Source organism: Halorubrum trueperi (genome assembly GCF_042662525.1).
Taxonomy (GTDB): Archaea; Halobacteriota; Halobacteria; order Halobacteriales; family Haloferacaceae; genus Halorubrum; species Halorubrum trueperi.
Map to the genome: position 1 here is coordinate 258,582 of NZ_JBHSXI010000012.1, position 21,476 is coordinate 280,057.

The following is a 21,476-nucleotide window of genomic DNA, read 5'->3' on the forward strand; positions in this document are numbered from 1 at the left end:
GACGGGTGTCCCACGCTCTTCGCGTCGGACACTCATTGCGCCGCCAGCGATGCGCGTTCACCACGTTTTCAGCGCCGCTCGCCCGTGATCGCGTGCGAGCACCGCGAGGAAGGTGACAGCGCCGGTGACTGCGAACGCGCCGCCGACGTAGAAGACGGACGCCATACGTACCTCGACCATGAGCCAGCCGGCGATGAGGGGCCCAGCCACGGATCCCGGCCGCCAGATCAGCTCGCGGACGCCGAAGCTGGAGGCGACGCCGCCGTCATCGGTCCCCTCGTCCGCGAACAGCGCCATGCTCGCGGGCTCGCGGAAGGAGTCGGCGACGCCGAGCAGTCCGGAGAGCGCCACCAGCGGGAGGTACGCCGAAGGCAACTCCCCGAGGAACGGCACCGTCAGATCGGCACCTACGATCTCGCCGACACCCGGCGCGAACGGGATGAGAAGCGCGATCACGCCGTACGCCCCGCCGCCCGCGAAGACGAACTGCGAGCGCCCGTAGACGTCCGAGAGTCGACCGGTGAACAGCTGTCCGACCATGTTCGCCGCCTTCTCGACGGTGACCGTGATCGCGACCGCGGTCGCGCCGACGGCGAGCCCGCCGGACGCCGTCGCCGTCCCGGCGTAGATCGGAACCCACGTCCGGACCATCGTCACCGCGAAGGCGTACTGGGCGCGGAACGTCGAGATCGTGACGATCCGGCGATTGACCGCGAGATCGGAGAAGGGGAAGCCCTCGACGCGGGTCGGATCCGGATCGAGGACGAGCCACGTGATCGTCCACGCGAGCACCATCAGGACGGTGATGACCGCGAACACCGCGTCGAATCCCACCGCGTCGTAGATCACCCCGGCACTGAGCCCTCCGACGATCGAGGCGGCGAAGGAGGCGGCGTTCGCCTTGCCGATCTTGTCGGCCCGGGTACCGAAATCGGCGATCTGGCCGACTAGCGAGAGCGTCATCAGCCCTGCGCCCGTGACGACGACGCCCTGGAGTCCCCTGACGAGGACGAACGACCCCGACGAGTCGACGAACGGGAAGAGGGCGTAGACGACCGCTCCGGAGCCGAGGACGAAGAGCAGGACGAGCCGCTTGTCGAAGCGATCGCCCGCCCACGCCAGCGGGACCACGGCCGCGGTCTGTGCGAGCGTGAATCCCGAGGTGTACATCCCGATGATGAACCCGGCGGAGATCGTGACGCCGAGGACCGTCGTCGCCTGCGGGTCCAGCTCGTTGATGTACGTCGGTAGTAGCGTCAGGAGCGTGACGAAGCCGAACCCCTCGGCGAATCGAGCGAGGTAGAGGGCCCAGAACTGGGACCGCGCGTCGGCATTGCTCACACCGAATGGGCGCGAGGGGCGAAAAAAATCGGTTTCGATTCGACCGGTCTCACTCCCCGCACCGGGATTTTTGTCGACGCGGCGCGTTCGCGCGGGTATGGGCGATCCAGCCTGCGATCGTCGGTTCTGTCCCGAGTGCGACCTCGCCGTTTCGCGGAGTGACGACACCTGCCCTGAGTGCGGCGCGCCGATCGATCCCTGACGCTCCGCGACGCGCGGACCGCAGACTCGCGCGAGTGCACGACTTCAACACCACACATCCGCTACAGCGTCTCGGAGTACTTGTCCCGCCGGTAGAGGTCGATCTCTTGAGCGGACGATCCGGTTCGCGTCGCCGCGAAGGCGACCGCGTCCGCGATCTCCGACGGCTCCGTCACGGTACCGGGCTCGAAGCGCTCCTCGAACGGTTCGCCGTCCTCGCTGCCGAACTCGGTTCGGACCTCGGAGGGGTTGATCACGCTCACGGCGACGCCCTCGTCGCCGACCTGCGCCGCGACGCTGTGGGCGAACCCCCGGACCCACCACTTGGTCGCGGCGTAGACCGGATTGAACGAGCGGGGGAATCGCCCCGCGAAGCTCCCGATGAAGACGAGCGTTCCCTCGCTCTCCGTCACGTGCGGGAGCGACTCGCGCGTCAGGAAGAACGTGCCGTCGACGTTCGTCTCCTGCATCGCGAAGTACTCCTCGTCGGTCATCGTCGCCACGTCGCTTCCGCGGCCGACCCCGGCGTTGGCGACGACGACGTCGAGTCCGCCGAACGCGTCGACGACCGCCTCGACCGCGGCCTCCGAGGTCGCTCGATCACGGACGTCGCCGTCGACGACGAGCGTTCGAGCGTCGTACGCGGCTTCCAAATCCTCCGCGATCGATTCGAGCGTCTGGCGGCGGCGGGCGAGCAGGGCGACGTTCGCGCCGCGCTCCGCGAGCGCGTGCGCGGTCGCCTCGCCGATCCCGGAACTCGCGCCCGTCACCAGTGCCGTCTCGCCGTCGAGTGTCGTCATGTCCGCGAAGTCGGCGAGGGCGAGCATAAAAGGTCGCGTCGATTCGGAAGGGGGCGTTCGGCTAGCGCCCGCCCACAGTCCACTCGTCGTCGAGCTCGCGGTGCGTGAACGGGAGCGCGTCCTCGCCGCTGTAGCTCGCGACGAGGTGACCGTCTCCCTCCAGGTAGTACTTGTACGTGGTCAGCCCCTCCAGGCCGACCGGACCCCGCGCGTGCACCTTTCCGGTCGAGATGCCGACCTCGGCTCCGAGCCCGTAGCGGTACCCGTCGGCGAACCGCGTCGAGGCGTTGTGGAAGACGCTCGCGGCGTCGATACCGGTCATGAACGCCTCGGCGGCCGCGTGGTCCTCGGTGACTATCGACTCTGTGTGCTTGGAGCCGTGCGCGTTGACGTGCTCGACCGCCTCGTACACGTCGTCGACGAGCGCGATCGACAGTTCGAGGTCGCCGTACTCGGTGTCCCAGTCGTCCTCGGTCGCCGCGCCGACGTCGACAATCTCGCGGGTGGCGGCGTCGCCGCGAAGCTCGACGCTCGCGTCCTCGTACCGCTCGACGAGGTCGGGAAGGAGGTCGGGGGCGACGGACTCGTTCACGAGGAGCGTCTCGACCGCGTTACAGACGGCCGGGTACTGAACCTTCGCGTCGAAGGCGACGTCCGCGGCCATCTCGAGGTCGGCCGCCTCGTCGACGTACACGTGACAGATCCCCTCGGTGTGTCCGAGTACGGGGATCTGCGTGGCGTCCTGGATGTACGAGACGAACTCCGATGAGCCCCGCGGCATCACCAGATCGACCTGGTCGTCGAGTTCGAGCAGTCGATCGACCTCCTCGTGGGCCTCGACGAGCCCCGCCCACCCGTCGGGGAGATCCGCGGTCGCGTCGCGGATGACATCGTAGAGGGCTCGGTTCGACTCGCTCGCCTCGCTCCCGCCCTTGAGGATGACGGCGTTACCGGACTTCAACGCGAGCGCGGCGATCTGAACCAGCGCGTCCGGCCGCGACTCGAACACCGTGGCGACGACGCCAATCGGGACCGAGACCCGGAAGAGGTCGAGCCCTTCGTCCAGCTCGCGAGCGGCGAGGGTCCGTCCGAGGGGGTCCTCCTGTTCGGCGACCGACTCGACCATCTCGGCGATGTCGTCGAGCTTCGCCGCGTCGAGCTTCAGTCGGTCGACGAGCGCGCGCGAGTACTCCCCGCGTTCGAGCATCGCCTCCGCCTCCTCGACGTCCCGCTCGTTGGCCTCGAGGATCGCCGTCTCGCGGTCGCGGAGCGCGCCGGCGATCGATCGGAGCGCGTCGTTCCGCGTCACGTCGTCGGCGTTGGCGAGCCGGAGCGCCGCGCGCTGCGATCGGCTGACCAGTTCGTCGGTGTCGCGTTCGATCTCGCTGGAGTCACTCATCCGTCTCACCGGTGGTTGGGACGAATAGCGTCCCCGTCGGTTTACCGGCTGCGATCCGCGCCAAGACGTCCCGATCGGCCGAACCGGCGATGATCGCGGGCGTTCCGCTCTCCGCGACGTCGCGGGCCCCCTCGACTTTCGTCTGGATTCCGCCGAAGTCGGTCGTCGTGCTGTCGCCGATGATCCGGCGGACGTCGTCGTAGTTCCCGCCGACGGCCTCGATCACCTCCGCCGCCTCGTCGCGCTTCGGATTCCCCGTGTACACGCCGGACACGTCGGTGAGGGTGACGAGTAGGTCGACGTCGAGCGCAGCCGCGACGGAGGCGGAGAGCATGTCGTTGTCCCCGATACGCAGCTCGTCGGTCGCGACCGCGTCGTTCTCGTTGATCACGGGGACGACGTCCCACTCCAGCAGGGCCTCGATCGTGTTCCGAAAGTTCGTGAGCCGATCGGGCGCATCGAGGTCCTTCCCGGTCACCAGGATTTGCGCGACCGACTGATCGTACCGGTCGAAGCTCTGGGTGTAGTGTCTCATCAGGAGGCTCTGCCCCACCGTCGAAAGCGCCTGACTCTCCTCTATGACGCCCGCGTCCCGATCGAGGTGCGTCTGCCCGAGGTGGCCGATCCCGGCACCCACAGCGCCCGAGGAGACCACCACGACCTCTTTCCCCTGTCGCCGTAGGTCCATCACGTCGGCGACGAGCTTGTCCAGCTTCACGCGATCGAGGCGCGACTCGTCGTCGGTCAGCGAGTTCGTTCCCGCCTTGACCACCACCCGATCCGCCTCGGCGGCCTGCGTCCGCGCGCTGGCGACCGCTTCGGGGTCGAGATCGGCGACGGCCGCCGTCTCACTCGTCATCGAAGGCCTCGGCCAACTCCCGCGAACGCTCCTCGGCCGCGGCCACGGCGTCGACGACCGCGGCGTCGGCGTCACTGTCCCAGAGGACCTCCATTCCTTCGATGGTCGTCCCCTTCGGCGAACACACCGCGTCGATGAGCTCGTCCACGCTCCGGTCGTCCCGCAGGACCGTCTCCGCGGCTCCCTTGAACGTCTGCGCGGCGAGCGTCTCGGCCTGGTCGGGATCGAGTCCACCCTCGACCCCGCCTCGCTTCATGGCGTCGATGAGGTAGAAGGCGAAGGCGGGGCCGCTCCCGTTGACGGCCGTCGAAACGTCCATCAGCGACTCGTCGATCTCGACGAACTCCCCGACGTCGTCGAGCATCGCCCGGACCTCGTCGGTGAGTCCCTCGGTGGTCGCCGCCGCCGCCACGTCGCCCGTCTCGGCCCCGAGATTCGGCATGATCCTGACGACCGTCGCGTCGGTCCGCTCAGCGACGAACCCGCGGGGAAGTCCCGCCGCGAGCGTCACGAGCTGCTGGTCGGGCGAGAGATCGAGGTCGCCGAGCACCGCCTCGGCGACGTTCGGTTTCACGGCGAGGACGACGACGTCGGCGTCCGTGACGCCGGCGGCGGTGTCGTCGGTCGTCTCGTCGGCGGCGTCCGCGACGCCGGCGAGGGCGTCGGGGTCGAGATCGATGGCGGTCAGGTGGTAGGAGTCAGTTCGGGCGAGCCCCCGAAGCAAGGCACCGCCCATGTTTCCGCAACCGATTACGCTTACGCGAGTCATGTTACCTGCAGAAAGTGGGTTCAGGCTCATACCAACTGCGGTTTTGGAGACGATTGCCGACAGTCGCCGCCGGGGATTTCCGCGAGTTGTTTTCTAGGGGATCTCAATTGGATTCACTCGCTCGGCTCCGTTGGAACCCCATTTATCAGACGATTTTTCGCTCGAAATAGCGGGTCACTGATCGGTACCGCTTGATCGATTACGGGAGTGGGTATTGCAAACCGCCGATAGCGACGCGGTATTTAAATGGATGAATGCGGCAGCGACAACTGCTTCTAAATGACTGAAGCGGTGGCGCGCCTCTGAGCGCTCGCTTTTAAGCGAGCGCGAAGAGCCCGCGAGGTCGCCGGACTACGTCCGGCTGCCAGAGAATCTCGGATTCTCGCTGGACGCCGCGAGCGGAGCGAGCGGCGAGGCTGGGGAGGCTGGGGAGGGGTGAGGTGCGGTGCAGTTGTGGTGGGGAGGACTCAAAGGGGCAGCCACGAGGGCGAAGCACACCGAAGTAAGGACCACAGGGAGCGAGCAACGCGAGCGACTGAGGACCGCAGCGAGGTGCGCGAGCCGTCGCGGCTGGGGCTTTGGACGTGTTCACCGCGCTAGCAACGACTTATAAACAATCACCGCCAGTAACACAGCAGTTCACCGCACCAGTAACGATATATAAACAGCCGCCGGCAACACCACGCGTTCACTTATAAACGATCACCTCAACACAATGCGATCCTTACTCCCGGTATCGCTCGTCGGTGTTCCCGTATTGACCGCAGGCAGATCAACAGATGTCGGCTCAAGCGCGAAGCTTCGTCGTTCGCTCCCGAGGCCGCTCACTCCGCATCCGGAATCACGGTAACCCGTCGATAACTATCCGATACTGTGGAGAGTCCCTCATCAGTAAGTGGTAACTCACGATGCCAACCATTCGAACGAACGGAATAGAGACGTACTACGAGCGACGAGGTGACGGACGCCCGATTGTCTTCATTCACGGCGCGATCATGGACCACCGCATGTGGGCGACCCAGGTGGACGCGCTTGACGACGAGTTCACAACAGTCGCGTACGACGTCCGGGGGCACGGTCGAACAGGCGGATCAGCGGTGCCGGCCTACAGTGTCGCCCTCTACGTTGAGGATCTGGACGCGCTGCTCACGGCCCTCGGCTTCGAACGGCCCGCGCTGTGTGGGCTCTCACTCGGGGGCTGCATCGCGCAGGCGTACGCAGAAACGTACCCCGAGAAGGTCTCTAGCCTCGTGTTGGCCGACACGTTCACGCAAGCGCCTCTCGGCCTCGCCGGGCAGCTCCTCTTTACGAATCTCCGAGTCTTCGCCGCCCTCGATCGCGTCATCCGGTACAAGTCGCTCAACCGCTTTCAGATGCGCCTCGGCAATTTCGTCAAGCCCGGAGTCGCGGGCGAGGGCGGGACCGTTCAGGAACTCATCGACGCAGGTGCGACCATCTCTCACGCGGAGTTCGTCAAAATCGTCAACTCGCTCGTCGCCTTCCCCCGCGGTGGCAACGTCGAACTCTCGCGGATCGATGCACCGACGCTCATTCTCTACGGTGAGAACGAGCCGTCGCTCATGCGCAACCACGCCGTACTGATGGGCGAGTTGATCCCGAACACGAAATCGGTCACCGAGATCCCCGATGCCGGACACGCCTCGAACATCGACAATCCGGTGTTCTTCACGGAGGCGGTGCGGAAGTTCCTTGGTGGTCTGGGCGACGAGAGCACGTTCAACGAATCGGAGAAGTCGTGACTTCGGGAGGCCGTCAAACGTAACCGAAGTCACTCATTCCTCGAGCTTCTCAGCAGGGGTTTCACCATGCCCCACCGGAGTCGCTCTTCGATCGCCGGTTCGTCCAAATCGGGACGAGACCGAGCGTTCACGCGAGCCGATCGTACAGCGAGCGGTACCGGTCGGCGATCGCGTCGAGCGAGAACGACTCGCTGCGGGCCGCCGCGTTCGAGCCCAGCCGTTCACGGAGCTCGGGGTCCGTCAGCCGGTCTATCGCCGCCGCGAACGCCTCGACCCCGGAGTCCGCCTCATTCTCAGAGTTGGCATCGACGGTCGATTCCGGGCCGGCCCCGGTCGATTCGGTCGGTTTCGAGCCGGTCCCGGTCGATTCGGTCGCCGTCGGATCAACCTTCAGACAGTCCTCGCCGTCGTTCAGCCACGAGAAGGTCTCGATGTCGCGGACGACCACCGCCTTCCCGGCGGTCATCGCCTCCAGCAACGCGATCCCCTCGTTCTCCTCGTGGGTCGGGAACAGGAACACGTCGCCCGCGGCGAACGCGCCGCGAACGTCGTCGACGTACCCGGTGAACGTGCAGTTATCGGGTGATTCCTCGATGAGCCGCGTGGTCTCTCTTCCCTTCAGCGAGAGGTCGAGCGGGCCGAACCACGCGAAGTCGACGTCGGGCCGCTCGCGGGCCAGTTCGACGAACGTCTCCAACCCCTTCCGCTTGATCACGTGCCCGACGAGGAAGACCGTCGGCGGGTCGAGGTCGTAGCGCTCGCGGTACTCGGCCTCCAGCGTCTCGAACCCGTCCAGCTTCTCGCGGTCGACCCCGTTCGAGATCACGGTCGTCGGGGCGTCGGTGTACGCCTCGATCACACCGCGGTTGTACTCCGACGGGCAGACGAGCGCGTCGGCGAGCCCGTACGCGCGACTGAGGTAGGGCTTCAGGGGCTTCGCGAGAGCGTTGGTAAAGCGGAAGCTGTCGCCGAAGTCCTCCGCGGTGACGTGGGTGTGCGCGACGACCGGTACCCCGCGATCGCGAGCCCGCTTCGCGTACCACACGGATCGGGGACCCATCAGGTTGCAGTGGAGCACGTCGGCGTCGAGCGTCGGCTCCGTGGTGTATTCGACGCCGACGCGGTCGAGCATCTTGCGCTGGTGAACGACGGACTCGCGGATGCCGCCGGTGACGCGGTCCTCGAACTCGAAGTAGTGGCTGACCTTCATCGTGGTGCCGTCGAGACCCGCCGGACCGCAACGACGTCGCTCACTCGACTTCCAGCCACGGGACCTCCATGAGCGGCGGGATGTGCGTCTCGATGTGGTGTTCCCACACGCCCTCCTCGCCGAACGCTTCGCCGTGGTCGGCGGTCACGACGACCGTCCCGTCGAGCTCCTCGACGAGCTCCGCGACGGACTCCAAGGCGATCCGGAGGTTCTCCTCGTAAAGGCCGAGGGCGGCGACCCGTGTGCCGTCTTTGACGAGGTCGGTCGGGTCCAGCTCCAACCAGAGCCCCGCCTTCTGCGCGAACTCGCTGTCGTCCAGTCGGCTCTCGATCTTCGGACGGACCGAATCGCTGAGCGACGAGAGGAGACCGCCGTCGTCCGCTCCGTCTGCGTTGGCTTCCTCCTCTTGGCGTTTGATCCCCTTCTGAATCTGTTTCAGCTTCTGGCCCTTCCCGCGGGAGAGGTACGGCGCATGCGGCTGCATGTAGTGGAGCACGGTCCGGTCCGCGCGCTCGACGGCGTCGCGGTTGTTCCGGTACGCCTCCCCGAGGCTCTCCGGAGGGACCGTCCCGAGGTCGTCGTCCCAGCCGGTCTTCCAGACGTCGTGGATGTCGTTGATGTGCTCCGACGCGGTCCACTCGTAGTCGCAGCTCGCGCCCCACTTCAGCTCGTTCAGCGGGATCCCGAGGTCGTTGATGAACGGGTTTCCCGAGAAGTACGCGATGTCGTGATCGCCGGTGAAGGTTCGATAGGCCCACTCCGGCGTCGAGGAGCCGACGCTCCAGCGCTTTTCGAGGTCGCCGTCGAGGTACTCGTCGTACACGTCCTCGAACACGTCGTACCGGCAGGCGTCCAACACCAGACAGTAGTCCCACTCCGATTCGAGGAACCGCTGATCGTCCATGGATTACGCGAGGGTACCCGACCGACGGTTGTATTCTTGTTGGTGCCGCGTCGCCCCCGGTTCGACGACTGGGCCTCCTCCATTCGACGACTGGGCCTCCTCCGTTCGACGAGCGCGTCTCTCCGGTTCGGACCCCAGCCGACCGCCGCGATCAGACGTTTCAAGTTAGACAGCGACGCAGGGAGCCCATGGACGGGAGCCATCGCCGGGGGTTGGTGGTCGGCGGGATCGCGGCGGTCGCGATCCTCGCCATACTCTTCGTCGTCGTCGGCGCTGGCAGCGTTGTCGACACGTTGCTTTCGGCAGACCGCTCGCTGGTCGCGGCGACGTTCGGCCTGGCGCTGTGCTGGCTGATCGCGTGGAGTCTCATGCTCAGGACGGTCCTCGGCTCGCTCGGCGTCGAACTCCCGGTCACGACCGCGTTTCTCGTGTACGCCGGTGCCGTCTTCGCCAACAACGTCACCCCGTTCGGACAGGCGGGCGGCGAACCCGTCGCCGCGGCGCTCATCTCGCGGGTCTCGGGCTCGCGGTACGAGACCGGGCTCGTCGGGATCGCGAGCGTCGACGTGCTCAACGTCGTCCCGTCGATCTCGCTGGTCCTCCTCGGCGTCGGGTACCGCGCGACGACGGCCGCGGTCGGCGAGCGGCTGGAGGTCGCCGTCGGGGTCGCCGTCGGCCTGATCGCCGCGATCGTCGCGGCCATCGCGCTCGGCTGGCGGTACCGCCGGGGCGTTCTGGATCGTGTGCCGAGCGCCGTCGCCGGCGTCTTCGGACGGTTGGAGCGGTTCGACGCCGAGTCGCTCGAAGCCCGGCTCGCGGATCGGTTGCGGAACTTCTTCGAGGACATCGAACGCGTCGGAACCAGCCGCGGTCGGCTCACCGTCGCCGTCGCGCTCTCGCTTACCGGCTGGGTATTTCAGGCGGCCGCCCTAACGACGGCGTTCGCGGCGGTCGGCCATCCGATCTCACCCGCCATTCCGCTGTTCGTCGTCCCGCTGGCGTACGTCGCCGGGGCGACCCCGCTTCCGGGCGGGCTCGGGGGGATCGAGGCGGCGTTCGTCGCGCTGCTCGTCCCGACGACCGGCGTCCCCGCGTCCGCGATCACCGCGGCCGTCCTCGTGTTCCGCGGGGCCGTTTACTGGATGCCCGTGGCCGTCGGCGGCGTGTCGGCGTCGACGCTCGGCGTCCGCGCGGTCCGGTGAAGCGGGGAGCCCGGGAGCGTTGATTACTTATAAGGGTGATCGCCACGCCGTCAACGATCACTGATAAGCGAACGACTCGGTGGTCGGAGAGAGTCACCGTGTCAACAACGGCACGCGCACGGGTTAGCTTTCGAAACGTACGGCAAACACCGACGAACCCGATCAGAAGAACAGCCACAACACGAGCAGCACGTACAGCGCGACCAGCGCGATGATCGTCAGTCGAATGAGGATGTTGACGCTGAAGACGAGCCCGTTGTAGTCCGTTTTGAGCAGTTTCAGCGGGCGCGTCTTCCTGCTGGTCAAGCCAATCGTCGCGGGCGCGACGGCGGCCCGCGCGTCCTCGACGGCCTCGGCCATGGCGTCGGTGTCCGATCGGGTCGTGTTCGCGAGCTCGTGGATGGAGGCGTGGGTGTCCGTCGAGAAGACGAGTACCTCGTCGAACTCCTCGCGGTACTCGGCCGCCAGCTCACGCACGTCCGGCGTGATCCCGTTGGTGTCGATCCCCATCGTCAGGATGTCCTGTCCGTCGACCGATTCGACGATGGCAACGACGTCTTGCGTCGAGCATCGGACCTCGAACCCCGCCGCGTAGTCGTGTAACGGTTCCTCGGCGAGGCGCTCGCGGAAGTCGTCGAAGTGGGCTTTCAGCCGATCGGCCTCCGCGGAGCCGTACAGCACCTCCTTTTCGGGACCGTCTTGCAGGTCGTGTTTGTGGAGGTCGACGAGCAGGAGGTTCTCCGCGTCGACGTCGCACGTGAAGACGCCCGTGTCGTAGTCGTCGATCCCCTCGCCGTGAAGGAAAACGACCTGCTTGTCGCCGAACCGGCGGCCGTAGAACTCTATCTCTCCGTAATCCGCGTGGATGAGCCGCGACGCGCGGGCGACGCCCTCGGGATCGCCGACCGCGTCGAGGATCGTCTCGGCGTCGCCCGGGTTCGAGAGATCCTCCTTGTGCGTGCACGGCACGTGCAAGAAGAAGCCGCTCCCGTCGTCGCGGTCGTTCAGCGCGTTGATGACGTTCCCGCTGAGCTGACCGCCGCCGAACCCGCCGAGCGGCCCGGGGTGGACCCACGGAGCTGCGAGCGTCAGCCGCTCGCCGTTGTCGATCGCGAGCGTCTCGACCGAGGGCCGGGATTCGACGCCGAGATCGAGGGACGCGCGGTCGTTCTGCAGGATTCCGGAAGTGAGCTCGAACGCGGAGACGTCCGTGTTGCTCCTGATCAGGTAGTCCACGATGCCGAGCACCAACACGAGGAACGCCGCCGCGATGAGCAGCGAAGCGAACGCGAACACGTGACGGTACGTCGAGAACCCGAGGTCCCCTCCCGCGAACGCGTAGAAGGCGGCGATGAGCGCCGCCGGCTCCGCGAGCCCGACGACGAGGATCCGCTTGTAGCGGTCGATCCCCGTCGAGACGACGAGGACGAGGATGTTGATCAGGTAGATGGTGATAAAAAGGAGCCAGACGATGCTCCACGCGTTTCCGACGTCGTTGGCCCCCGAGAGGACCAGCAGATAGACGAACAGGACGAGCTGGTTGACCAAGGCGAGAAAGAAGCTCCACGTTCGCGGATACCGGGGGAGGACGCGGTGAAACAGCTCCCCGGCGAACAGGAAGGGAAGCAGGAAGAGGAGGACGGCGACGGGCAGGACCGTCGACAGGTCCGGGTCGAGCGGCGTGAACGCCGAGAATGCGATGAAGGCGATCGCGCTGTACGCGACGCTGAGTCCGACGAGCGCGGGTATCTGAACCGAGAGTGACGGAACCCTGAACACCAGTCGCTGGAAGACGTCGACGTTGTCAGCGCCCATCTACGACACCCCGTAGATGTCTTCGAGTTCGTCTATCGTCCGCGTCACGGAGAAGCGCTCGACCGCCTCCCGGGTCGGCCTGTCGCCGTCGATGCAGTCGATCACCGCGCGCTTCATGTCGTCGAGATCGCCGTACTCGAACCGTGCGCCGTTGTCGTCGCCGATCGTCTCGTCGAACGGCGGGACGGCGGCCGCGGCCACCGAGGTCCCGCAGGCGTTCGCTTCGAGCGTCGACAGCCCGAGGGTGTCGCAGGTCGAGGCCGTGACGAACACGTCGAGCGCGGCGTAGAACGCTGGCAGGTCCTCGCGCGGCAGGAAGTCGCGGAACGAGACGTTCTCCGGCGCGTCGCGTTCGAGGGCGTCCCGAACCGGCCCCTCGCCCACGAGTTCGAACCGCAGGTCCGGCAGCCGCTCGGCGAGCCGGAGGATCTCGTCGACGTTCTTCTTGCGCGTCATTCGCCCGCTGTAGCCGACGACGGGGGCGTCGGATCGAAAGAGCGGGTCCGTCGGTCGGAACGTGTCCATCTCGATGCCGACGGGCAGCTTCCGCGGCTCCACGGCTCGCCTTATCCGCGACGTCGACGCGGTGACGCAGTCGAACGACTGGAGCAGTCGGTTCTCGTACGCGACGTACAGCCTTCCGGCGGCGGCCGCGAGCAACTCGGACCGAAGCCCCTGCACGAAGTAGTCCTCGACCGGTGTGTGGTGGGTGTACACCGACTTCACGTCGTGCGTCTTCGCGTACCGACGTCCCAGCAGTCCAGTCGCCGCCGGGCCGTGACAGTGGACGACGTCGAGGTCGGGGAGCGTGGAGAGGCGTCGATACGTGGGCAGGCGGTACTGTCGGTAAAAGGGATTCGGCAGCGACGGAACGGGGATCTCTGTGTCGTCGGGGTCGTAGCTGCTCGCGGGGTAGATGATGTACACCTCGTGACCGCGATCTCGGAGCCGGTCCCGCCACGCGCGGATGGTGTACGTCACGCCGTCGATGCCGGGAAAGTAGCTGTCGGTGAAAAATCCGATGTTCATGCGAGGATCCGTCGTCCGCGTGTCGTCGACCGGAGGTGGCTCCCGTCGGAGCCGTAGAGACGGTTCTCGGGGGAACGGCGAGCGACGGGCGGTCGCCTCGACCCGACGCGATCCCCGTCGCCGATCGGCGGAACGCGATCGGACCGTGTCGAAGCGGTGGAGTGTGCAGCGAGATGCACGGGTTCTGGTTCGCGGATTCCCCTCCGAAAAGCTTCAACATTTTCATTCCCCCGCACGCTTAATCGGCGGGGCCGCGAACACCGGTTCATGATCACGACCGACCGGATGGCCGCGGTGGACGCCAACGCCGCCGCCCTCGGCGTCCCTCGCAAACAGCTGATGGAGTCGTCCGGAAACGCCGTCGCCCGCGCGGTTCGCGAAGTCGCCGACCCGGGCGCGACCGTCGCGCTGTGCTGCGGACGGGGGAACAACGGCGGCGACGCGTTCGTCGCCGCGCGGTTCCTCTCGGCGTACGACGCGACCGTCCACCTGCTCGGCCGACCCGAGTCGATCCGGACTGACATCGCGCGGGAGAACTGGACGGCGCTGGAGACCGCCGAGATCCCGACCGAGGTCGTCACCGACGCCGCCGACCTCGCGCTCGGCGATCCGGACGTCGTCGTCGACGCGATGCTCGGATCGGGTGCGACCGGCGCGCTCAGGGAACCGGAACGGACCGCGGCGCGGCTGATCAACGAGAGCGACGCCGCGGTCGTCGCCGTCGACGTGCCTTCCGGAATCGACGCCGACACGGGTGAGCCGACCGGGAGCGACGCCGACGCGGGTGAGCCGACCGGGAGCGACGCCGATACGAGTGAGCCGAGCAAGATCATAACCGATTCCGGGATCCACGTCGACGCCGACCGCGTCGTCACCTTCCACGACGAGAAGCCCGGCCTCGCAGCGCTCGACGCCGAGGTGACCGTGGCGGACATCGGCATTCCCGCCGCCGCCGAGCGGTTCACCGGTCCCGGCGACCTCCTCGGGCTCGCCCGTGACCCGAACTCGCACAAGGGCGAGAACGGCGAAGTCCTCGTCGTCGGCGGCGGACCCTACACCGGCGCGCCGTCCTTGGCCGCTCGGGCCGCACTCAGGGCCGGCGCAGACCTCGTCCGCGTCGCCTGTCCGGAGACCGTCGCCCGCGAGGTGCAGGGGTTCTCCGCGGACCTGATCGTCCGCGAACTCCCCGGCGATCGGATCGGCCCGAACCACCTCGACCGGGTTCGCGACCTCGCCGACGCCAACGACGTCGTCGTGCTCGGGCCGGGGCTCGGCGACGGCGACGGATCCGCAGAGTTCGTCCGTGAGTTCCTGACCGCGTACGGGGGGCGGGCGGTCGTCGACGCCGACGCGCTTCGCGTCGTCCCCACGGTCGAGACCGACGCCGAACTGATCTGCACGCCCCACCAGGGCGAACTGGTCGGAATGGGGGGCGAGACCGCAGACGATCCCAATGAGCGAGCGGCGCTCGTGCGGTCGTTCGCCGCCGAGATCGGCCACACGCTGCTCGTGAAGGGCGCGTACGACGTGATAGCCGGAGGGGGAAACGGCGACGAGGTCCGACTGAATCGGACGGGGAACCCGGGGATGACGGTCGGGGGAACCGGCGACGTTCTCGCGGGCGCGGTGGGCGCACTGGCGGCACAGACCGACCCTTTCCGGGCCGCGGCCGTCGGCGCGTACGTCAACGGGACCGCCGGCGACCTCGCCGCGGCCGAGAACGGCTACGGGCTCGTGGCGACGGACTTAATCGACCGGCTTCCCGAGGCGATGCGTGATGAGTGAGGAGCACGCGGACGACCTGACGCACACGACGGAATCGGGCGAGGTTCGGATGGTCGACGTGGGGTCGAAGCCGGACGCGAGCCGTCGCGCGGTCGCACGCGGCGAGATCCGGCTGACGCCGTCGACGATCGCGGCGGTCGAGGACGACGAGGTCGGGAAGGGGGACGTGCTGGCGACCGCACGAATCGGTGCGGTGCAGGCCGTGAAACACACCTGGGAGACGATCCCGATGTGCCACCAGATCCCGATCATCAACGTCGACACCGACTTCGCGATCCGCGAGGACCGCATCGAACTGACGGTCGCAGTCGAGACGACCGGAAAGACCGGTTGTGAGATGGAGGCATTAGAGGGCGTCACCACCGGACTCAACGTCGTCTGGGACATGGTGAAGGCCGCTGAGAAGGACGCTGACGGCCAGTACCCGGACACGCGAATCGCAAACGTCGAGGTATTGGACAAGGAGAAACGAGAGATAGATACCTAGTCGGTCGTCGAATTGTCAGGTGGCGTCCGCGGCCGAGTCGCCCTCGGAGCCGTCGCCGCTATCGGAGCCGCCGTCGCTATCGGAGCCGCCGTCGGAGACGGTGACCGCGATGTCCGCGGCCGCGGCCTTGTACTCGGGGATCTTCGCCCGGTCATCGAGCACGTCGTTCGTGCGTCTGTTCGCGGAGACCGCTGCGAAATGCGACGTCGTCCAGACGACGCCCGCCTTGATGTCCTCAGTCACCTGCGCGCTCACCTGGGCGTGCGATCATATGTCATGATCTTCGCCGCGCGTCGCATGAGTGTGTCGGTGGCTCCGGTCTCGTCCGCCGAACCATTTTATCGGCGGCGGGCGTTCGCCCGGCATGGACCTCACGCCCGCCGAGGTCGAGGACCGCGTCGCCGGCTACGTCGAGGCGTACCGCGAGTCGGCACCGTTCTATCCGGTCGAAGCGGAGGCGATCGGGTCGCTTCCGGACGCGTACCGAACGGGCGACTACGGAAAGCGGGACATCGAATGGGTGGTCCGCTGGTACTTCAGGCGTCGCGTGGAAGCGATCGACCACGACGAGCGTCGGGCCGTCGAAGATGCAGTCGCCGACGCCGACCGCCGAGAGATCCGAGGACGGATGTGGGACGCGATCGACGCCATCGACGATGCGGAAGCGGACGATCCCGTCCCCGACGATGCGGAAGCGGACGATCTCGACCCCGATGATGTGAAAGTGGACGAAACCGCCGCCGCCCACCACCGAGCCCTCGACGCGCTCGCTCACATCCCGGGCGTCGATACCGCCGTCGCCTCCGGGCTCCTGTGGTTCCTCGACCCGGATCGGTACTTCGTCGTCGGCGACCGGGAGTGGCGGGTCGTCGCCGCGCTGACCGATCTCGACGACGAGTGTCCCGACCCGATGACCGTCGAGGCGTACGACCGGTACCTCGCCGCGGTTCGGACGCTCGCGGATGAGCTCGACGTCGACCACTGGAAGCTGTACATGGTGATCCAGCGGGTCCACGCGGCGGAGTTCTCGGATAGCTGATCGCAGGGGGTGCGGACGACCGTGAGCTTCGCGATCCGGACCGCATGAGAACCTACCGGTCGAGGAACGGTGGGATGACGACCTCGGCGCGCTTCTCGTCGCCCCGCACGACGACACTCACTTCGGCACCGGCCTCGACGTGGCTCTCGTGGAGGTAGCCGAGGCCGATCGGCTCGTCGAGGGTGGGGCTCATCGTGCCGGAGGTCAGGTGTCCGATCCGCGTGAGGTCGCCGTCGGTGACGGCGTAGCCGCCGCGGGGAACCCCGCGATCGAGCAGCCGAACGCCGACGAACAGCTCGTCGACGCCCCCCTCCTTCTGCGCTTCGAGCGCGTCGCGACCGACGAACTCCGTGTCGAGTTTGACGGCGAACCCGATGCGCGCCTCGTAGGGGGTTCGGGGCTCGTCGTCGGGGTCGAAGTCCTGTCCGGAGAGGAGGTAGCCCATCTCGGTGCGGAGGGTGTCGCGCGCTCCGAGCCCGCACGGCTGGGCGTCGAACGCGGACCAGACGGTCTCGACCGCCTCCGTGGGACACACGATCTCGAAGCCGTCCTCGCCGGTGTAGCCGGTCCGCGCGACCCAGCTCTCGACGCCCGCGACCGCCGCGACGGTCGCCTCGAACTTCGAGAGGTCGACGACGCGGCCCGTGGGCGTGGCGTCGTCGAGGGCGTTCGGCGCGTCCGGACCCTGCACCGCGAGCATGGCCCAGTCGTCCGTCGCGTTCGCGACCGCGGCGTCGAGCCCCTGGTCGTCGCGGTACCCGACCCAGCGGTCGTACATCTGCTCGTCGTGGCCGGCATTCGGGACGAAGAGGTACGAGGGATTCCCGGACGGAGCGTCGAGCCCCGCGTCGGACTCCGCGCCGAGACCCGCGTCGAATTCCGTGAGGAGGTCAGCGAGCGCGGCCGCGCCCGTGCCCGCCTCGACCCCGTCGGGGAGGCGGTACACGACCGTGTCGTCGAGCATGACACCGTCCTCGTTCGTGATCGCGGCGTACTGGGAGTCCCCCGGATCGAGGGCAGTCACGTCGTTGGTCGTTAGCCGATTCACGAGGGTCGTCGCGTCGGGTCCCGACACCTCGATCTCCCCCATGTGCGAGACGTCGAAGATCCCGACCGACTCCCTGACCGCGGCGTGTTCCTCGCGGATCGAGTCGAACTCGACGGGCATCTGCCAGCCGCCGAAGTCGGTGAACTTCGCGCCGCGCGCGTCGTGCGTCTCGTGGAGAGGAGAAAGTCGATCCGTCATGGGAGATCCTCTTCCGGCCGGACCTAAGGTCTTGCCATCGTCGCCCTCGGCGGGGGATCGAGCCGCAATCGGCGACACCCTCAAGCCGATCCCACCCTCCGGTATCGACGTGAACAGGGACCTCACCGGACTGCTCGCGCCCGCCGCCGCGGTCCTCCTCCTAGTGTTCGTCGTCGCCGCGGTCACGGGCGCGTGGCCCCCGTTCGTCGCCGTCGAGAGCGGGAGCATGGCTCCGGAGATCGAGCGCGGCGACCTCGTGGTCGTCACCGCGACCGACCGGTTCCCGTGGAGCGGGCTCGTCGGTCACGCGGATCCGGGCGCACCGACCCGCCTCGGCGACGCGGGGGACGTCGTCGTGTTCAGTCCGCCCGGAGACGGTCAGCGACCGATCCTCCATCGGATCGCGTTCTCCGTCGCCGAGGGCGAGGACTGGACCGGCCGGGCCGACCCCGCGTTACTCGACGGCGACTGCGCCGACCTGGCTACCTGTCCGGCCCCGCACGACGGCTACGTCACCTACGGTGACGCGAACGGCGAGTACGACCAGAGCGCGGGGATAGCTCCCGTCGTCCGCCCGGAGTGGATCCACGCCAAGGCCCTGTTCGCCGTCCCGGACCTCGGCTGGTTTCGGGTCGGCGTCGACGCCGCGATCGCCCGGATCGGGCTCTTCCCGACCGCCGTCGGCTTCGGCGGCTTCGCAGCGCTCGCCGGGGGATTCGGAGCCGTCCTCCTCGGTCGCGTGGGGCGGAGGCGCGGCGGAGAGCGCCCCTGACCACCTCGCCGGTCACTCGGACGGCGACTCGGAGGGCGCGTCGGTGACCGTCCGGTCTGCCGCTGCCGGAGCACCCCGGTTCTCCTCGTCGTCGCCGCGTCCCGCGTTGCCGCCTTCCTCGTCGCCAGCGGTGGCGGTGTGTTCCGCGTCGCCAGCGGTGGCGGTGTGTTCCGCGTCGCCGTGTTCGCTCCCGTCACCACCGGCGTCGTCTTCGAGCGTCACCGAGTTGGTCGCGGCGTTTCGCAGCGCGTCGGACCGGCCGAACTCGCCCGGTGCGATCGCGAGCGTCCGGATCCCGTACCCGTTCGCCGTCTCGACGACCGGCTTGAAGTCGGTGTCGCGCGAGGCGATCGCGAGGATTGACATCCGCCCTTCCGCCGCGAATCGGGCGGCGTCGACCGCGAGCTTCACGTCGACGTCGCCGCTCGTGACGATCACCTCGAAGCCGCGGGCCTCCGCGGCCTGTATCAGTCCCGGCGTCGCGTGCTCGTCGAGGTAGAGCCTCGTCGTCACGAGCGGCCCCTCCGCCTCCGCGGCCCGTCTCACGTCGTCGAGATCGACGTCGAACTCCTCGCGCAACACGTTCGGCCCGTCGACGAACAGCGCCACGCCGCCGGCGTCCGCGTCCGTCCTGCCGCCTTGCTCCATGGCCGGCGTTCGCGAGCGCCGGAAATAGGTGTGGTGATCCGCGGGCGACACGAGAGACGACGGCGGAGGACGCCCTCGGCGCGATTCGAGGAGTTCGATGCGGCGTCGGGCGCGGCACACACCCGTCCCCGTTTTCGATCCGCGTCAGCGCTCGCGTTCTGCCGACATCGCCGGACTACGTCCGGCTAGCAGCCAGAATCCGAATGATTCTGGCGACATCCCGAAAGTCGGAGCGTTTCGGGCGATAGCGAGCGTGCGCCCTCCTCGCGGCTGGGGCTTTAGAGGTGTTCGTCGCGTTATCAATCACTTATAAGCAAATTACGCCAGAGACTCGGCGATTCACCGCCCCAACAACGATAGATAAACAACCGCCGACAACACCACTCGTTCACTGATAAGCGATCTCCCCAACACACTGAGATCCCCACTCCCGCAGTCGATCAAGCGACGGGTCTGACGGTGGCCGGTACCCGTCTTGGGTGGTCTCCGATCGACTGAGCTCCGGCCGCGTCCTGTCACTCCCGTCCGTCGACGAACGTCGCGATCCGATCGGTCGCCTCCTTCAGCTCGCGCATGGAGGTCGCGTACGAGACGCGGAGGTGTCCCTCGCCGCCCGTGCCGAAGACGGAGCCGGGGACGACGGCGACGCCCTGCGCCTCCAGCAGCTCCTCGGCGAACGCCTCGTCGTCGCCGCCGCAGTCGGGGAACGCGTAGAACGCGCCGCCCGGCTCGAACGTGTCGAGACCCATCTCGTTGAATCGCGAGACGACGAGCCGCCGGCGGCGGTTGTACTCGTCCACCATCTCACGAACTTCGTCGTCACAGCTGTCGAGCGCCTCGATCGCCGCGTACTGGGGGGTCGTCGGAGCCGACAGCATCGTGTACTGGTGGACCCGGTTCATCGCGTCGACGGCGTCGCTCGGGCCGAGCGCGTAGCCGAGCCTGAGCCCCGTCATCGCGTATGCCTTCGAGAAGCCGTTAACGACGACGGTCCGCTCGCGCATCCCCGGCTGGGTCGCGATAGAGGCGTGGTCGGCTCCGTACGTGAGCGCGGCGTAGATCTCGTCTGCGATCACCCGGAGGTCGTTGTCGCGGCAGAACGCGGCGACCTCGGCGTACTCCTCGTCGGTCATCGTCGCGCCCGTCGGGTTGTTCGGGTAGCACAGCACGAGCAGATCGGCCTCCGCAGCCCCTGATGCCTCCAGCTGCTCGCGGGTCACCGCGAAGTCGTCCGCGGCTAGCGTGGGTACCGTCAGCTGCTCGCCGCCCGCCAGTTCGATTCCGGGACCGTACGAGATGTACGTCGGTTCGTGGACGGCGACCGTATCGCCGGGGTCGACGAGCGCCCGGAGCGCCAGATCGACCGCTTCGCTCGCGCCGGTCGTCACTATCGCCTCCGCGGCCGGGTCGTACGACTGTCCGTACCGCTCGTGGTGGTCAGCGATCCGCTCACGAAGGGCGGCCATCCCGCGGTTCGACGTGTAGGAGGTCTTCCCCCGCTCCAGCGAGTCGATCGCGGCGGTGCGGGCGGCCCACGGCGCGGAGAAGTCCGGCTCGCCGACCCCGAGCGAGATGACGTCGTCGCGCGCCTCCGCGAGTTCGAAGAACTTCCGGATCCCGGACTCGGGGAGGTCGCTCGCGCGGTCCGATAGTCTCATGGCGAGATCGAGAGCCGGTCGTCGTCGTCGCCGTCCTCGAACCGGACTCCGCCGTCTTTGTACGTCTCCATGATGTAGTGGGTCACCGTCTGGGTGACCTCGGGCATCGGCGCGACCTGCTCGGAGATGAACCGGGAGACGTCCTGCATCGTCTCGCCGAGCACCTCGACCGCGAAGTCGTAGTCTCCCGAGACGAGGTGTAACGCGTCGACCGCCGGGAACTTCGCGATCCGATCCGCGACCTGATCGTACCCGGTCTCGCGGTCGAGTTCGACGTTGATCTCGACGACGGCCCGGATCTTCCCCTCATCGACGCGGTCCCAGTCGACGACCGCTTGGTAGCCGTGGACGACGTGGTCGGCTTCGAGCGCCGCGATGGCTTCCGCTACCGCATCGGCATCGAGGCCCGTCTGGGCAGCGATGTCGTCGATGTCCTCGCGGGCGTTCCGCGCCAACACGTCGAGTACCTCGCGCTCGGCGTCCATACCTCACGATCGCACGGGGGCGGTTTATGAGTAGCGACGGGCGCAAGACGGGCGAAGGGTGGGCAGA

At 67.5% G+C, this 21,476-nt stretch carries 18 protein-coding genes and 2 pseudogenes; 6 read left to right on the plus strand and 14 right to left on the minus strand.

Features of this window, described 5'->3' with window-relative positions; translation table 11 throughout:
* Nucleotides 1-57: 57 nt before the first annotated feature.
* From ACFQEY_RS11755 to proC, 5 genes are all read right to left on the minus strand, one after another.
* Complete coding sequence (locus tag ACFQEY_RS11755; protein ID WP_379768723.1) at nt 58-1,341, minus strand: MFS transporter; 1,284 nt, start codon at nt 1,339-1,341, stop codon at nt 58-60.
* Between the two features lie 263 nt (nt 1,342-1,604).
* Nucleotides 1,605-2,342: an SDR family oxidoreductase gene (locus ACFQEY_RS11760; RefSeq protein ID WP_379768725.1), complete on the minus strand. Its 738-nt coding sequence runs from the start codon at nt 2,340-2,342 to the stop codon at nt 1,605-1,607.
* 61 nt (nt 2,343-2,403) lie between these two features.
* Nucleotides 2,404-3,741: a glutamate-5-semialdehyde dehydrogenase gene (locus ACFQEY_RS11765; RefSeq protein ID WP_379768727.1), complete on the minus strand. Its 1,338-nt coding sequence runs from the start codon at nt 3,739-3,741 to the stop codon at nt 2,404-2,406.
* Nucleotides 3,734-4,600, minus strand: coding sequence for a glutamate 5-kinase (proB, locus tag ACFQEY_RS11770; protein WP_379768729.1), 867 nt, complete (start codon nt 4,598-4,600; stop codon nt 3,734-3,736). Before proB ends, ACFQEY_RS11765 begins: the two co-directional genes overlap by 8 nt.
* The gene (gene proC, locus ACFQEY_RS11775) at nt 4,590-5,369 is read right to left on the minus strand and encodes a pyrroline-5-carboxylate reductase (protein WP_379768731.1); all 780 of its coding nucleotides are present in this window, start codon (nt 5,367-5,369) and stop codon (nt 4,590-4,592) included. The genes proB and proC overlap by 11 nt, the downstream gene beginning before the upstream one ends.
* Nucleotides 5,370-6,277: 908 nt before the next feature.
* Between proC and ACFQEY_RS11780 the strand changes: the two genes are divergently transcribed.
* Nucleotides 6,278-7,129: an alpha/beta fold hydrolase gene (locus ACFQEY_RS11780; RefSeq protein ID WP_379768733.1), complete on the plus strand. Its 852-nt coding sequence runs from the start codon at nt 6,278-6,280 to the stop codon at nt 7,127-7,129.
* A gap of 127 nt (nt 7,130-7,256) precedes the next feature.
* On the opposite strand, the gene ACFQEY_RS11785 is transcribed toward ACFQEY_RS11780, so the two are convergent.
* The gene (locus ACFQEY_RS11785; RefSeq protein ID WP_379768735.1) at nt 7,257-8,339 is read right to left on the minus strand and encodes a glycosyltransferase family 4 protein; all 1,083 of its coding nucleotides are present in this window, start codon (nt 8,337-8,339) and stop codon (nt 7,257-7,259) included.
* Nucleotides 8,340-8,379: 40 nt separating this feature from the next.
* Entirely contained in the window at nt 8,380-9,243 is an 864-nt protein-coding gene (locus ACFQEY_RS11790) for a hypothetical protein (protein ID WP_379768737.1), read from the minus strand.
* Nucleotides 9,244-9,431: 188 nt separating this feature from the next.
* On the opposite strand from ACFQEY_RS11790, the gene ACFQEY_RS11795 reads away from it, so the two are divergent.
* Nucleotides 9,432-10,445, plus strand: a complete 1,014-nt coding sequence (locus tag ACFQEY_RS11795; RefSeq protein WP_379768739.1) for a lysylphosphatidylglycerol synthase transmembrane domain-containing protein — start codon at nt 9,432-9,434, stop codon at nt 10,443-10,445.
* A gap of 162 nt (nt 10,446-10,607) precedes the next feature.
* Here ACFQEY_RS11795 and ACFQEY_RS11800 read toward each other — a convergent pair whose 3' ends face one another.
* Together ACFQEY_RS11800 and ACFQEY_RS11805 are read right to left on the minus strand one after the other, a co-directional pair.
* Nucleotides 10,608-12,260, minus strand: coding sequence for a DUF2070 family protein (locus ACFQEY_RS11800; protein WP_379768741.1), 1,653 nt, complete (start codon nt 12,258-12,260; stop codon nt 10,608-10,610).
* Entirely contained in the window at nt 12,261-13,289 is a 1,029-nt protein-coding gene (locus ACFQEY_RS11805; protein ID WP_379768743.1) for a glycosyltransferase, read from the minus strand.
* 267 nt (nt 13,290-13,556) lie between these two features.
* Between ACFQEY_RS11805 and ACFQEY_RS11810 the strand changes: the two genes are divergently transcribed.
* Nucleotides 13,557-15,074: an NAD(P)H-hydrate dehydratase gene (locus tag ACFQEY_RS11810; protein ID WP_379768745.1), complete on the plus strand. Its 1,518-nt coding sequence runs from the start codon at nt 13,557-13,559 to the stop codon at nt 15,072-15,074.
* Nucleotides 15,067-15,561: a cyclic pyranopterin monophosphate synthase MoaC gene (moaC, locus tag ACFQEY_RS11815; protein ID WP_379768747.1), complete on the plus strand. Its 495-nt coding sequence runs from the start codon at nt 15,067-15,069 to the stop codon at nt 15,559-15,561. The genes ACFQEY_RS11810 and moaC overlap by 8 nt, the downstream gene beginning before the upstream one ends.
* Before the next feature lie 15 nt (nt 15,562-15,576).
* On the opposite strand, the pseudogene ACFQEY_RS11820 reads toward moaC, so the two are convergent.
* Nucleotides 15,577-15,816: pseudogene (locus ACFQEY_RS11820) on the minus strand (molybdopterin dinucleotide binding domain-containing protein); the annotation flags it as partial.
* Nucleotides 15,817-15,925: 109 nt separating this feature from the next.
* Between ACFQEY_RS11820 and ACFQEY_RS11825 the strand changes: the two are divergent.
* Complete coding sequence (locus tag ACFQEY_RS11825) at nt 15,926-16,600, plus strand: hypothetical protein (protein WP_379768749.1); 675 nt, start codon at nt 15,926-15,928, stop codon at nt 16,598-16,600.
* 52 nt (nt 16,601-16,652) lie between these two features.
* Here ACFQEY_RS11825 and ACFQEY_RS11830 read toward each other — a convergent pair whose 3' ends face one another.
* Nucleotides 16,653-17,846, minus strand: a complete 1,194-nt coding sequence (locus ACFQEY_RS11830) for a glycine cleavage system aminomethyltransferase GcvT (RefSeq protein WP_379768751.1) — start codon at nt 17,844-17,846, stop codon at nt 16,653-16,655.
* Between ACFQEY_RS11830 and ACFQEY_RS11835 the strand changes: the two genes are divergently transcribed.
* Nucleotides 17,845-18,618, plus strand: coding sequence for a S26 family signal peptidase (locus ACFQEY_RS11835; protein ID WP_379768753.1), 774 nt, complete (start codon nt 17,845-17,847; stop codon nt 18,616-18,618). The two genes, ACFQEY_RS11830 and ACFQEY_RS11835, sit on opposite strands and share 2 nt — an antisense overlap.
* Nucleotides 18,619-18,771: 153 nt before the next feature.
* Here the strand turns inward: ACFQEY_RS11835 and ACFQEY_RS11840 are convergent.
* The 3 genes and pseudogenes from ACFQEY_RS11840 to ACFQEY_RS11850 all read right to left on the minus strand — a co-directional run.
* Nucleotides 18,772-19,266, minus strand: a pseudogene (locus ACFQEY_RS11840) (NYN domain-containing protein); the annotation flags it as partial.
* A 515-nt stretch (nt 19,267-19,781) separates the two neighbouring features.
* Nucleotides 19,782-20,924, minus strand: a complete 1,143-nt coding sequence (locus ACFQEY_RS11845) for a pyridoxal phosphate-dependent aminotransferase (protein WP_379768755.1) — start codon at nt 20,922-20,924, stop codon at nt 19,782-19,784.
* On the minus strand, nt 20,921-21,409 hold the full coding sequence (locus ACFQEY_RS11850) for an Lrp/AsnC family transcriptional regulator (RefSeq protein WP_379768757.1): 489 nt from the start codon (nt 21,407-21,409) through the stop codon (nt 20,921-20,923). Before ACFQEY_RS11850 ends, ACFQEY_RS11845 begins: the two co-directional genes overlap by 4 nt.
* Nucleotides 21,410-21,476: the final 67 nt, after the last annotated feature.

Coding starts and splice junctions, on each gene's coding strand:
- proB (WP_379768729.1), bottom strand. CDS start 4,600: ATGACGAGTGAGACGGCGGCCGTCGCCGATCTCGACCCCGAAGCGGTC.
- ACFQEY_RS11835 (WP_379768753.1), top strand. CDS start 17,845: ATGGGAGATCCTCTTCCGGCCGGACCTAAGGTCTTGCCATCGTCGCCC.
- ACFQEY_RS11780 (WP_379768733.1), top strand. CDS start 6,278: ATGCCAACCATTCGAACGAACGGAATAGAGACGTACTACGAGCGACGA.
- ACFQEY_RS11785 (WP_379768735.1), bottom strand. CDS start 8,339: ATGAAGGTCAGCCACTACTTCGAGTTCGAGGACCGCGTCACCGGCGGC.
- ACFQEY_RS11805 (WP_379768743.1), bottom strand. CDS start 13,289: ATGAACATCGGATTTTTCACCGACAGCTACTTTCCCGGCATCGACGGC.
- proC (WP_379768731.1), bottom strand. CDS start 5,369: ATGACTCGCGTAAGCGTAATCGGTTGCGGAAACATGGGCGGTGCCTTG.
- ACFQEY_RS11795 (WP_379768739.1), top strand. CDS start 9,432: ATGGACGGGAGCCATCGCCGGGGGTTGGTGGTCGGCGGGATCGCGGCG.
- ACFQEY_RS11830 (WP_379768751.1), bottom strand. CDS start 17,846: ATGACGGATCGACTTTCTCCTCTCCACGAGACGCACGACGCGCGCGGC.
- ACFQEY_RS11845 (WP_379768755.1), bottom strand. CDS start 20,924: ATGAGACTATCGGACCGCGCGAGCGACCTCCCCGAGTCCGGGATCCGG.
- ACFQEY_RS11825 (WP_379768749.1), top strand. CDS start 15,926: ATGGACCTCACGCCCGCCGAGGTCGAGGACCGCGTCGCCGGCTACGTC.
- ACFQEY_RS11800 (WP_379768741.1), bottom strand. CDS start 12,260: ATGGGCGCTGACAACGTCGACGTCTTCCAGCGACTGGTGTTCAGGGTT.
- ACFQEY_RS11810 (WP_379768745.1), top strand. CDS start 13,557: ATGATCACGACCGACCGGATGGCCGCGGTGGACGCCAACGCCGCCGCC.
- ACFQEY_RS11760 (WP_379768725.1), bottom strand. CDS start 2,342: ATGACGACACTCGACGGCGAGACGGCACTGGTGACGGGCGCGAGTTCC.
- ACFQEY_RS11790 (WP_379768737.1), bottom strand. CDS start 9,243: ATGGACGATCAGCGGTTCCTCGAATCGGAGTGGGACTACTGTCTGGTG.
- moaC (WP_379768747.1), top strand. CDS start 15,067: ATGAGTGAGGAGCACGCGGACGACCTGACGCACACGACGGAATCGGGC.
- ACFQEY_RS11765 (WP_379768727.1), bottom strand. CDS start 3,741: ATGAGTGACTCCAGCGAGATCGAACGCGACACCGACGAACTGGTCAGC.
- ACFQEY_RS11850 (WP_379768757.1), bottom strand. CDS start 21,409: ATGGACGCCGAGCGCGAGGTACTCGACGTGTTGGCGCGGAACGCCCGC.